Genomic DNA, 12,431 nt, shown 5'->3' on the forward strand with positions numbered 1-12,431 from the left:
GGAAATAGCCGTAATATTGAATGATTTATGTTTTGGTAGTCCCTTCGGTGAAAGTCTTGCAAAAAATTAGTGCGATCGCTTGTATTTTTCTCGCAATTGCGGCAAGTAATCATAACTGTTCACACCAATAAATTTAATAATGTTAGTTCAGTTTTGTAACAAGACTGAAAAGCAAGAAGCTTTTCAGTCCGTGATAATTTGTTGCACAGCTGCGGTAAGTGGGGCTTAATTTAGTTTTTGTTTTTGGATTTGTTCCCATTCCCCTTGAATACTTTGTAATGCCTTCAAGGTGCGATTTAAACGGGCTTTCTTTAACTCAGGAGTCTCTTTTTGGAATAAACTCGGAGAATTTATTACTTTATGTAGTTCAGATTGAGTGGAATGCAAGCGATCGCTCAAACAGCGTTCAAAAATTTCATCATTACCACTGCTCACATTTTCTACTAATTGGTGACATATATACTCTTTAGAACTGATTTGACCGTTGAGGGCTGTATTAACAATTTCCTCGATTAACTTGTGGTAGCAGTCAGATAAGGAATCAGATAGTGCGGCTGGCGTAGGTTCTGCTGCTAGATTATTTGTTTCAGAAGTAGAGGGATCGGATATTTCTTCTTTAGTTGGGGTTACGAAACTTTCCTCAGAACTAGGGGATTCTTATTTAGTTGGTGTTGGTAAAGTTTTCCGAGAATTTGTAGGTGAAGAATTTGCTTTAGAATTAGATAAGTAATAATCTGCTAAAGAGCCGCAGAGGAACTCTTCACGAAAGCGGTTTATTTTGGCAAGTGACTGGATTTTGTGGTAACGACGTTTCTGATACCATAAACCAGAAATGAGTAAGCCTGCAATGGCTCCTATGCCAACTCCTGCCATACCAACCTTGGCATCTTCTAAAGCTTGATTTTGTTGCCCAGATTCGACAGTCGGATTGGAAGATGCATTTTGAGCAATAGTCATTTGCTGAATTTAGCTCCACGCTAGTGGCGATCGCTGCAACCGACAGTATAAATCTAAATATTAACTTTGATTTCCACATAATTTGACAGTTTAAAAATATGTTCTCTATTTCTGGAGGCCAACCGCCTCCCCAAAGAGTGGGGAGTCAAAAATAAAACTAACTAAATCCTTTTTTTTCCCCAAGTAAATTACATTCATATAGAAAATAAACTTTGTCAACAGTAGTTTCCGGAAGATGTTGTTATTTCTTAACAATATTTATGCGTCTAGGAATTTTGCCAAAGCCAGATATTAATACTATTTCTCAAAGGATCTGTATCAGGTATTTCGTAAAATGGTTAACAAGTTATAGCGATCGCCACTAGCGTAGAGCATTGAGTTCGGTAGGTAATGGTCGAGGATATGCGATCGCCACTAGACTCTTTGTTGGTATTTCATATTACTAAGCATAAAGTCTCTGATGACATTAAATTGCTGGTGCAAAATCAGAAGTTGGCATGGATATCATCAGTGCCTCATCGATTTAATTTCTCTATGTGCAGTTCTGTTTATAGAATAGGTGCTTCCCCTAAAGTTCAATTGATCGGTTGCTGGTGGTGTAGTGGCTCCAGTCGATTGGGCGTTAGGATCAGAGGTTATATCTCACAGATGAGGTGTGGTACAGGTGGAGGCTCAGTGTAAAGCCTTTACTGAACTTGATGAACATATTACCTCACAGCGATGTCATACAGCGATCGCATTCCTTAAGGCAGAAATTTACTGATAAATAAAAATTAAAAGCGAACAAATATCACAATACAAAATTATTACTTCGGGGATCTAATAGGCAGAATAACCCACTAGAGCTTTAACCGATGTATCTCCCGCCACGAAGTAAAAAAAGCATCATAAAAGCCTCGCAATCTCGCGTATTAAAAAAAAGCAGATGCATGTTACTGTTTTAATCTCATTGTCTTCCCTTCGCGCCTTTCCCTATGCATCTGCACTATTTACACCCCCAACACCTTGAAGAATTAGTCAAGAGTAGTGGTATAGACTTACACTTAGTGCATCTCAATTTTAGGTCGCTCCAAGGTGTAACAGCTTATGAGTACCTGTTGATTTCTGAGCTACTTCCCCGCACCAATACCGGAATGGTGAAAAGTAGTTGGTTGCAGCGTTATGCTCACATCACTGAAGGTGGTTGGTGGTGTTCGGGACTAGACCCTGTGAATAATTGGCAAATGATGGAATGGGGATGCTTTAAGCCAAACCAACCCCGACAAAATCACAATGGTAAGTCCATCAAGTACGAGCATCCTCCCAGTACGCCAACGCGGGTGTTTTGTTTGCGGGTAACGTTGCAAGTGTGGCAGCAAGTAGCTGGACGTTATAATCTGGTCATGCCCGACAATATCACCATTACTCCAGATGGTGAAGCTGAAGGCTTTTGGCAATGGGTAATGCAACAGAACATCCCTATCATCATCTGCGAGGGTGTCAAGAAAGCAGCCACATTGTTGACGCAAGGATATATAGCTATTGCCATTCCCGGAATTACTAGTGGTTATCGGGTTGTTAAAGATGAATTTGGCAAAGTTACCCGTCGTCAGCTAATTCCCGACTTAGCAGCGTTTGCGATTACAAAGCGCAGCTTTTACATTTGTTTTGATTTTGAAACTCAACCCAAGACAATTGCTGCTGTAAATAATGCTATTTCTCAACTTGGTTGTTTATTCCAGCAAAAAAATTGCCCTGTTAAAGTCATCGAGCTTCCAGGAATAGAAAAAGGGGTTGATGAGTTTATTGTTGCTAAAGGTGCAAGTAGTTTCGATAAAATTTATCGCCAAAGTGTTGATTTAGAAATTTATCTTGCTCAAACCAAACCCCATACCGAATTAAGCATTCCGGCTGCACTCATATTCAACCGTCCTTATATAGGTGAAATACCTTTCCCCACCTCTGGATTAGTAGGAGTTAAATCAGCGAAAGGAACGGGGAAAACTACAGCACTACAAGGCGTTGTTAAGCAAGCAAAAAGTAGAAATCAACCCGTTTTATTAATTACTCATAGAATTTTACTAGGACGATTTTTATGTGAAAAAATTGGTATTCAATGGGGAACACATAAAGAAGATGGGGAGAAAAGGATTGATAAAACACTTGCCCCTGCTCCTCCCATCCTCCGTTCTCTGTTTCCTCAGCCCTCCCTCGGCTTGTGTGTTGACTCGATTTGGAAACTTAACCCAGAAAATTGGCGCGGGGCAATAGTAATTTTAGATGAAGTAGAACAATCTTTGTGGCATCTGTTAAACAGTAATACTTGTAAGCATAAGCGTGTAAAAATATTAAAATTATTTCATGAGCTAATTTCCACAGTTTTAACAACTGGTGGGTTAGTAATTGCTCAAGATGCCGATTTATCAGATGTTTCAATTGAATATTTACAAGGATTGGCAGGAATTAAATTAACACCTTGGGTAGTTCTCAACCAGTGGAAACCTCAGCAAGGTTGGGACGTGACTTTTTATGATTCGCCGAACCCAACACCGCTAATTCACCAACTGGAATTAGATTTACTTGCTGGACGTAAATGTTATGTTACTACTGATAGTCGGGCTGGGCGTTATAGTTGTGAAACAATTGAACGTTATTTGAAAGAGCGGCTACAAAAATTACGGCGACAATTTCCTAAAACTCTGGTAGTTAGTAGTCATACTATAAATACACCTGGTCACGCAGCAGTTGATTTTATCGCAGCTATTAATCAAAAAATATCTGAATATGACGGCGTTTTTGTTACCCCTAGCCTTGGTACAGGAATTAGTATTGATGTTCAACATTTCGACCGAGTTTATGGCATTTTTCAAGGGGTAATTCCTGACTCGGAAGCAAGACAAGCGTTAGCAAGAGTCAGAGATGATGTGCCGCGTATTGTCTGGTGTGCTAAACGAGGTATTGGTTTAATTGGTAGTGGTAGTACACATTATCGCTTACTATCTGATTGGTATCAGGAAAATCAAAAAGAAAATTTAGCTTTGCTTAGTCCATTACATAAAATAGATGTAGATTTGCCTCTAGTTTATGACCCAATTCATTTGCGAACTTGGGCAAAGTTATCTGCAAGGGTAAATGCTTCTATTCGCCTCTACCGTCAATCGATGCAAGATGGTTTGATTGCTGATGGGCATCAAATTCAGATGCGGAGTAATGCAGTTCACAATAATATTATTCGAGATTTACGTCTGGCCTTTTTGGCAACTGACGCCAATGATTTAGATACTCGGAAAAGATTAATTTTAGAAATTGTCAAAGTTCAAAAAGATTGGGCACAAAGCCGTCAAAAAGCTAAAGAAATTAAACGCAAAATTAAAGATATTAAACAGCAAAATCAATTAGCAGTAGCAACTGCTATCTCGAATGCTAAAGATATCGATTATGTAGAATATGAGCAATTATTAGTTAAACATTCTTTAACTAATGGAGAACGCAATCAAATCAACAAATATATTCTCAGACAAAGGTATGGCATAGAAGTTACTCCTGCGCTGAAATTACAGGATGAACAAGGATATTATTGTCAATTGTTAATTCACTATTATTTAACTCACGAAAGCGAATATTTTCACGTTAGAGACCAACAAGAATGGCATCAACAATTGTCTTGGGGTGAAGGAAAAGTTTTTCTCCCAGATTTAAAAACTTACACGCTAAAAGTTGAAGCTATGAGAGCTTTAGGAATGCTTCAGTTTCTTGAAGTAAAACGGGAATTTACTGAGAATGATCCAGATTTGATATTGCTAAAAAATGTTGCTTTCCAGCATAGTAAGCATATTAAAAGAGCGCTTGGTATTAATTTAGTCGGAGAGAAAGAGCAGGTTTCGGCAATAAAAATACTCAGCCGACTGTTAAATTTATTGGGTTTGAAGCTGAAGCGAGTAAATGAGTTTTATCAAATTGACCTAGAAACGCTATATGATGGCAGGGAGAAAATATTTGCTGTTTGGCATCAACGAGATGAGTTGATGTTGGCTCATGTTAAGAGTGTTGGTTATGAGTTGCCTGATTATTCTTCAGAGTGGAAGTTTGAAATTACGCAAACGCAGTCTGTAAAGGCAAACTATATGGTGTCTATGCCTACTCTTCCTTTATCAAAGATATAGCCATCCTGAATTATTTGTGAGAATTGCAAAGCTTTTAGAGATTGTCTCGCTCCCAGTGTCTGACTCCTCAGTTAAAGGTTATTGGTGTAGATAATTGGTCTTTCAAGACGCGATAAATCGCGTCTCTACAACTGGGTTTTGGGTATTGGTCTGTGCCTAATTGGAATAATTTTCAAAACATATCGTTAGCAATCCTAATGCTTTAGGCTAGAGAATGTCAAAAGCCAAAAAAAATTATATGAATACTGAAGATTTTTTTAACCAAGGATTAAACTACTATTTGCAAGGGGACTATCAAGCTGCGATCGCAGCTTACACCCAAGCAATCAAGCTAAATCCTGACTATGCCGAAGCTTACCATAATCTAGGGCTGATTTTAAGCGATCAACTCAAAGATTATCGCACTGCGATCGCCAATTTCAATCGCGCAATCAAAATCAATCCCAATTTTGCCACAGCCTATGGCAACCGAGCTAATGCTCGTTATTTTTTAGCAGATTACGAAGGAGCGATCGCAGATCATAACGCAGCATTACAATTAGATCCCAATCTGGCGCAATCTTACCACAGCCGGGGAAATGCCTACTTTGCTTTGGAAAACTACGACAAAGCGATCGCAGGTTATATCCAAACTATAGAAATGAGTACCCAATTAGCTGATAATATCAATATTGATATTGCTAATGCCTATCATAATCGGGGTGTAAATCGTTTTGAACGAGGCGATCATCAAGGAGCAATCGCAGATTTTCAGCAAGCTTTACAGTGGCATCCCAATTTTGCCGCAGCTTACAGCAATCGGGGCAATATTCATCATATTTTAGGAAATTATCCCGAAGCGATCGCTGACCATAACCAAGCATTAAAATTAGATCCTAACTTGGCGGAGGCTCATCATAACCGAGGCAATGCCTACTACGCTTTAGCAGATTATCAAAGTGCGATCGCAGATTACAACCGCGCCTTAGAAATCAACCCTAGCTTTGCTGGAGCATACTACAATCGGGGTCTAGTTCTTGCTCACCTCAAAGAATATCACCGAGCAATTGAGGATTTCAACCAAGCATTAAAATTGAATCCTGATGATGTGCAAGCCTATTGTGAACGAGGTCTTGTCCGTAGTACTCTTGAGGACTATGAAGGAGCGATCGCAGATTATGACCAAGCGTTAAAAGAAAATCCGACTTTAGCTTTAGTATACGGCTTTCGGGCTAATGCTCGTCGTAGATTGGGAGATTATCAAGGTGCAATTGAAGATAGCAATCGCCTATTACAACTCAATCCTAATTTAGCTGAAGGATATTGCGATCGCGCGGCGGCTCGTCGTTCTTTAGGAGATCATAAAGGAGCAATTAAAGATTACGATCGAGCATTGCAGATTAATGATAACTTAGCCGCAGCTTATTATGGTCGGGGTATTGCCCGTGAAGCACTGCAAGATTTACAAGGAGCAATTGATGATAACACCCAAGCCATAGAGCTTGTTCCTGATTTTTCTCAAGCGTACTGCAATCGGGGAAATGCTCGTCGTCTTTTAGGAGATGAACACGGCGCGATCGCAGATTATAACCAAGCATTAAAAATTAATCCTAATTTAATTGAAGCATATTACAACCGAGGTTCTACCCACTATGCTTTAGAAGAATATGAAAGTGCGATCGCAGACTACACCCAAGCCTTGCAAATCAATCCCCAATCTGCTGCATTTTACAGCGATCGCGCGAATGCTCGCTATGCCGTAGAAGATTATCAAGGAGCAATAGAAGATTACAGCCGAGCGATCGCGATCGACCCCAGCTTTGCTGAAGACTGGTTCAATCGGGGTCGTAGCCGTTCTTTATTAAAAGACTTACAAGGAGCGCTTGCAGACTTAAACCAAGCCTTACAGCGTCAGCCTAATTGGGCTTCTGCTTACATCCTTCGAGCAGATGTCTACCACAATCTGGGAGACATTCAAGCAGCAATTGCCGATTTCCAAAAATCCGCAGACTTGTATTACCAAGAAGGAAATATCCAATATTATCAACAAATCATTGAGCTAATTGAACAACTTCAATAAAAGAATCCCACCCCTAACCCCTCCCCGCAGGCGGGGTGGGGTTCTCCGGGTTTAATAAGATTCAAGCGACATAATATCACTCGTTTTTTTCAAAGTGAAAGCGTTCCATGAAGCGGCGGTCAATCCAATCTTTATAATGCCACAAGAGCTTGTGAGGTGGTAAAGTAAAAGTGCCTCTGATTGCTATTGCTCGTCCGTCTGCTGTACCAATTAAACTCAAATATTGTTTCTGTGGTCTATAGGGTTTGAGCGGCTTGCCTAACAAAAATCGCTGCAAATTCTCAAATAAAGGTTTACCTTGCCTAACAGCAAACACCCCAGCTTTTGGACGGGGATAATTTACCATTGTGGCAATGTCACCAGCAGCAAATATCTGCGGGTGCGTTTGAGATTGCAACGTGTCCTCTACCAAAATAAAGCCTTGCTCATCAGTTCCTATTCCAGCGGTTTTTAACCACTCAGGTGCTGAAGCTTGTGTTACCCAAAAAATTTTATTACACTCTACTGTTAAACCAGATTTGCATTTAATCTCAAATACTTCTTTAGCTTCATTGTGTGTTTTAGGTGCAATTTTACACACAGTTTCTCCAAGATGAAGCTTAATACCTTGCTCAGTAAGAATTTGCTGAATTTGATGCCGCACTGATTGATGGTAATTGGACATCAGTTCTTGTCCACGCTGGAATAAATGAATTTCCAGATTTTGAATTGGTTGTTGAGTTTGACGTAAAATCCGATGTAAATGAGATTGCATCGACAGCGCCAATTCTACACCGCCCGCGCCACCACCTACAATCGCAATACTAATTAGTTCTTGAGGATTTTTACCTACAGCTTCAATTAGTTCATACCAATGTTCCAATAGCTGCGATACTGGTTTAGCTGCGATCGCATATTCTGCTGCACCTGATACAGACACTGTGGCCGGTGTGCTGCCAATATCAATAGACAGCACATCAAAATCTACCACAAGACCGTTAGCACAAAGAATTTTGTTGTTTTTCAAATCTAGGGCAACTACTCTGTCAATATATAATTGTGCTTGAGCAAACTTTGCTAAAGGTCGTAAGTCAATATGACATTCATCGTGGCTGTAAAATCCGGCAATGTGTCCTGGTAACATTCCAGAGTAGGCTGTCTTTTTGGCTGCGGTAATCAACGTCAAACGGACTCCGGGTAAAGGCTTTATTCCAAACATTTTCAGGACAAGCGCATGGCTGTGACCGCCACCAATCAGCACTAAGTCTTTAACTGTCGGCTGTAAGTTTTGCTGCATTCAAGTACTTAATCGCAATTCTATTTGAGTTAACTGAACTGTATTGCTTTATCAGTATTAGTTTTCCACAAATGATTTATGACTGCTCTATCACTGATGAAGTATCAATCAAAATCATCATGATCTGGGTTAATTGATTGTGAATAATGAATAGTAGTGAGTACAACTAATGATTGAGGAAGGTAAGCAGCAAGCATATACGTTGATGTTTACTTACTCAACAGTTATGTTCTCTATTTTGTTTGCCGCATTAGCATATTCAAATATTGAGTATGTATGAAACGATAGCATACGGGACTAAATTTTTTAAACCTAGTGTGATTCTTGAAAGATGTTGACAGTAATTATTGATGCTGTTCATGCAATGAAAAATATTTTACCGAAAAATAACAGTCACCTATCAAGATTATGCCTGTGGATAGATGATTTACAGAAAAAAATTTACCAACCTCAACATCAGTCGTCAAAACAACGTTTAAGAATAGCAGTTGAACAACTGGGGAATAAAACGATAGAAACCAGTCTAGCTGTAATTAATGATTTAGAGCAAATTGCCCAAAATCATCCACAGTACCACTGGATAATCATGCAGATTCTTACTACTTTTGTACGAGAAAATTCTCTTTACATACCCCAAGAAGAAGTAACGAGCAACCTCAAGGAAAAAGTTAGTGCAGATATTCAAGCAGCCCTTACCGTTATTGCTAGAAGAGATGTAAACAAAGACCCAGAAAATGAGCAACTTGATTTGAGTCACACGGATATGAGAGGGGCAAATCTAAATAAGGCGAACCTAAAACATACAAATCTCTATCAAGCTAATCTTGCTGGGGCTAATCTCAGAGAAGCTAATCTTGCTGGGGCAATTCTCAGTGCAGCTAACCTCGAAGGAGCTAATTTATATCTAGCCAACCTCGAAGGGGCAATCCTTAGTGCAGCCAACCTCGAAGGAGCTAACCTCGAAGGAGCTAACCTGTATCGTGCAAGTTTATATCTAGCTAGGTTGGATAGAGCAATTCTCAAGGATGCTATCCTCGATGGGGCAAACCTGAGAGAAACCAAATTCTCTGAGTGAAATAATCGGTAATAATGCTCAATGACTCGCTAGCGTATTTCGTAATTTTTGTAGCGTAAGCGTTTCATTGTTTTGAAATAGCTGGTTATTTATGTCGTAATATACGAGTATATTCGATATAATTGCCTAGCTCAATGAGTGTCTTGACACCTATTATAATTTTCTGCTAGATGCTATACTATTTTTCCCCAACATCTAAGTAATAATTCTAGGTTGTAAGGAAAATCTTTACCATGTCTTCTAAAAAGACAGACGCTCTTTTGAATTGGTTAATAACCATAACAGTTTTATTTGGCTTCTCATTGACTGTAATTTTTTTCGTATTGTCTAATATTAAAGAATTGTCAATCCAGGAAAAAATTCAGTATAGAAACCAAGCATTAACAACTACTGCAATAGTTTTTCTAGCATCGGCAGCAATGTTTAATACTTATTATGCAGCAAGGCGTGCCCAAGCGATGCAGAAAAATGCGATCGCAGCTGAGAAAAACCTCGAAATTGGTATTCAAAATGCAAAACTCAATCAAGACAGATTGATTGCAGAACGCTTTATGGGAGCAATTGCCCAGCTTGGTCATGAAAAAGTTGAAACCCGAACAGGCGCAATTTATGCATTAGAAAGAGTTGCTCAGGATTTTCCCAAAGAACACTGGACAATCATGGAAATCCTCACTGCCTTTGTGCGAGAGAATGCACCTATCCAGCAGGTAAAAGCAGAGCAACAAAAGCCGGAATATCAAGGAGCAGTTTACTCAAGTCGGCGTCGAGGCGGGTCGCGTCCGACACAGCAGTTGGAGCAAAACTTCCATGAAGAATTGCCAAAAATACGTACCGATATTCAAGCAGCCTTAACTGTTATTGGAAGGCGTAATTTACTCGAAGACCCAAAAGATCAGAAACTTGATTTACGTCACACTGATATTAGAGGGGCTGACCTGCTAAAAGCTAACCTGCAACAAGCAGACCTACGGGGGGCTGACTTGAGTGGGGCTGACCTGCGTGGGGCTGACTTGAGTGAAGCAGACCTCAACGGCGCTAAACTCGTTAGGTCTATTCTCTATGAAACTAAATTACAAAAAGCTAGCTTATGTGGAGCCAACCTTTGTTGGGCTAACCTGAATCGTACCGACCTCTCTGGAGCAAACCTGCGTTCAGCTAACCTCTCTGGAGCAAGTCTGCGTTCAGCTAATTTACAGGGAGCGAACCTTTATAAAGTTAACTTGCAACAAGCGACCTTAAAAGTCGCCAATCTCTCTGGAGCAAAGCTGTTTTTAGCTAACTTGCAAGGAGCAAAACTGGGGAAAGCTAACCTGCATACGACGGGTTTGATTGGTGCTAACCTCTCAGGGGCTAACTTGAATGGAGCTAACCTTTCTGGGGCTAACTTGAATGCAGCCAAACTCCACCAAACAGAAGTCTATTTTGCCAACCTCTCACAAGCGAGCTTAACGGAAGCTGACCTGTATCAGGCTAACCTCATCGGAGCAAACCTATATAGGGCAAGCTTTTATCAAGCTAACCTGACTCAGGCAAACCTGATGGGAGCTAACTTCTCCCAAGCTAACCTCAGTGATGTCAAGCTGGAAGGAACAATTTTGACAGGGGCTAAAAACTTAGAGTTGCAGCAGATTAGAGACGCACTTGGCGATCGCACCACTCGTCTACCTGATTATATCGAAGCACCGACACATTGGCGGCAGTCTGGTTAAGTTACTACAGCATCAATTGGTTATTTGGGATTAGTTATTTGGGCGCATTCTACCGTTTTTTCTTAATGCTATAGTTTTTCCCTATTCTGGAGATGAGGAAGACTAAGGCTATGTCTGATAATAATAGAGACACACTTAAGGTTTGGTTGATAATTCTAGCTGTTATATTTATCGTCTTTTTAATTGCGGTTACCTTGATATTTTTATTTTCTGATTTTGCATTTTTAAATAATAAAGGCTTGGAAATAAAGCAAAGGTTAGATTATGGAGCTAAAGTTTTAACAACTCTTGGGACAATTTTCGGTGGATTTGCAGTATTAATCAATGCTTTCTATGCAGCCAAGCGTTGGGAGGCTATGGATAAAAGTGCTTTAGCTGCCAATGACAGCGCTAAAGCTGCTTTAAAAAATGCTCAAATAGCACAAGACAAGCAAATCACAGAACGCTTTGCAAAGGCTATTGAACAGCTCGGAAATGAAAAGATTGAAACGCGATTGGGGGCAATTTATACTCTAGAGCGAATTGCCAAAGATTCCAAAGATGATCACTGGACAATCATGGAAGTGCTTACAGCTTTTGTACGACAGAATGTACCTTTGCAAGAAGATCAGCAGAAATCACCAAAAATTCGCATAGATATTCAAGCAGCCCTTACCGTAATTGGACGGCGCAAGTCTGAGAATGACCCAGAAAATCAGAGCCTGGATTTACGTAATGTCAATATCAAGGAAGCAGACCTCAGGCTAGCCAAACTGCAAGGGGCAAACCTCGCAGAAACCAACCTGCAAGGGGCATACCTCGCAAAAGCCAACCTGCAACGGGCAAACCTCGCAAAAACCAACCTGCAAGGGGCATACCTCGCAGAAGCCAACCTCCAAGGGGCATACTTCATAATAGCCAACCTGCAAGGGGCAAACTTCGCAAAAGCTAATCTGCAAGGGGCATACCTCACGGGAGCCAAAAACCTAGTACAACGGCAGATTGAATCGGCAAAAGGCGATCGCACAACTATCCTACCGGAAGATATTGAACTACCCGAACATTGGAACACTTAAGTTCGCCTTTAGATACTGAAACTTGACCTTCTGAACCTCGACGTTGACCCTCTGAACCTCGACGTTGACCCTCTGAACCTCGACGTTGACCCTCTGAACCTCGACGTTGACCCTCTGAACCTCAACGTTGACCCTCTGAACCTCAACGTTGACCCTCT

The 12,431-nt window shown here is 40.4% G+C and carries 8 protein-coding genes; 5 read left to right on the plus strand and 3 right to left on the minus strand.

From position 1 onward, the window contains the following. Positions 1 to 225 precede the first annotated feature (225 nt). Together RM347_RS06450 and RM347_RS06455 are read right to left on the minus strand one after the other, a co-directional pair. Complete coding sequence (locus tag RM347_RS06450) at positions 226 to 435, minus strand: hypothetical protein (RefSeq protein ID WP_322717528.1); 210 nt, start codon at positions 433 to 435, stop codon at positions 226 to 228. A gap of 222 nt (positions 436 to 657) precedes the next feature. Then, the gene (locus RM347_RS06455) at positions 658 to 957 is read right to left on the minus strand and encodes a hypothetical protein (RefSeq protein WP_322717529.1); all 300 of its coding nucleotides are present in this window, start codon (positions 955 to 957) and stop codon (positions 658 to 660) included. 974 nt (positions 958 to 1,931) lie between these two features. Between RM347_RS06455 and RM347_RS06460 the strand changes: the two genes are divergently transcribed. Beyond that, complete coding sequence (locus RM347_RS06460; RefSeq protein WP_322717530.1) at positions 1,932 to 5,099, plus strand: plasmid replication protein, CyRepA1 family; 3,168 nt, start codon at positions 1,932 to 1,934, stop codon at positions 5,097 to 5,099. 238 nt (positions 5,100 to 5,337) lie between these two features. Beyond that, positions 5,338 to 7,158: a tetratricopeptide repeat protein gene (locus tag RM347_RS06465; RefSeq protein ID WP_322717531.1), complete on the plus strand. Its 1,821-nt coding sequence runs from the start codon at positions 5,338 to 5,340 to the stop codon at positions 7,156 to 7,158. 76 nt (positions 7,159 to 7,234) lie between these two features. Here RM347_RS06465 and RM347_RS06470 read toward each other — a convergent pair whose 3' ends face one another. Next, the gene (locus RM347_RS06470) at positions 7,235 to 8,434 is read right to left on the minus strand and encodes an FAD-dependent oxidoreductase (protein ID WP_322717532.1); all 1,200 of its coding nucleotides are present in this window, start codon (positions 8,432 to 8,434) and stop codon (positions 7,235 to 7,237) included. A 331-nt stretch (positions 8,435 to 8,765) separates the two neighbouring features. Between RM347_RS06470 and RM347_RS06475 the strand changes: the two genes are divergently transcribed. The 3 genes from RM347_RS06475 (at position 8,766) to RM347_RS06485 (ending at position 12,273) form a co-directional block, all read left to right on the plus strand. Next, positions 8,766 to 9,509, plus strand: a complete 744-nt coding sequence (locus RM347_RS06475) for a pentapeptide repeat-containing protein (RefSeq protein WP_322717533.1) — start codon at positions 8,766 to 8,768, stop codon at positions 9,507 to 9,509. Between the two features lie 233 nt (positions 9,510 to 9,742). Further along, positions 9,743 to 11,218 carry a pentapeptide repeat-containing protein gene (locus tag RM347_RS06480; protein ID WP_322717534.1) on the plus strand — a complete coding sequence of 492 codons (1,476 nt, stop codon included), beginning with the start codon at positions 9,743 to 9,745 and terminating at the stop codon, positions 11,216 to 11,218. 110 nt (positions 11,219 to 11,328) lie between these two features. After that, positions 11,329 to 12,273: a pentapeptide repeat-containing protein gene (locus RM347_RS06485; protein ID WP_322717535.1), complete on the plus strand. Its 945-nt coding sequence runs from the start codon at positions 11,329 to 11,331 to the stop codon at positions 12,271 to 12,273. The last annotated feature ends 158 nt before the right edge of the window (positions 12,274 to 12,431 follow it).

This window comes from Nostoc sp. ChiQUE02 (assembly GCF_034531305.2).
GTDB lineage: Bacteria > Cyanobacteriota > Cyanobacteriia > Cyanobacteriales > Nostocaceae > Nostoc.

What these genes read in the sequence shown, in the direction of transcription:
- RM347_RS06460 (WP_322717530.1), top strand. Translation starts at nt 1,932, where the DNA reads ATGCATCTGCACTATTTACACCCCCAACACCTTGAAGAATTAGTCAAG.
- RM347_RS06475 (WP_322717533.1), top strand. Translation starts at nt 8,766, where the DNA reads ATGTTGACAGTAATTATTGATGCTGTTCATGCAATGAAAAATATTTTA.
- RM347_RS06485 (WP_322717535.1), top strand. Translation starts at nt 11,329, where the DNA reads ATGTCTGATAATAATAGAGACACACTTAAGGTTTGGTTGATAATTCTA.
- RM347_RS06465 (WP_322717531.1), top strand. Translation starts at nt 5,338, where the DNA reads ATGAATACTGAAGATTTTTTTAACCAAGGATTAAACTACTATTTGCAA.
- RM347_RS06480 (WP_322717534.1), top strand. Translation starts at nt 9,743, where the DNA reads ATGTCTTCTAAAAAGACAGACGCTCTTTTGAATTGGTTAATAACCATA.
- RM347_RS06455 (WP_322717529.1), bottom strand. Translation starts at nt 957, where the DNA reads ATGACTATTGCTCAAAATGCATCTTCCAATCCGACTGTCGAATCTGGG.
- RM347_RS06470 (WP_322717532.1), bottom strand. Translation starts at nt 8,434, where the DNA reads ATGCAGCAAAACTTACAGCCGACAGTTAAAGACTTAGTGCTGATTGGT.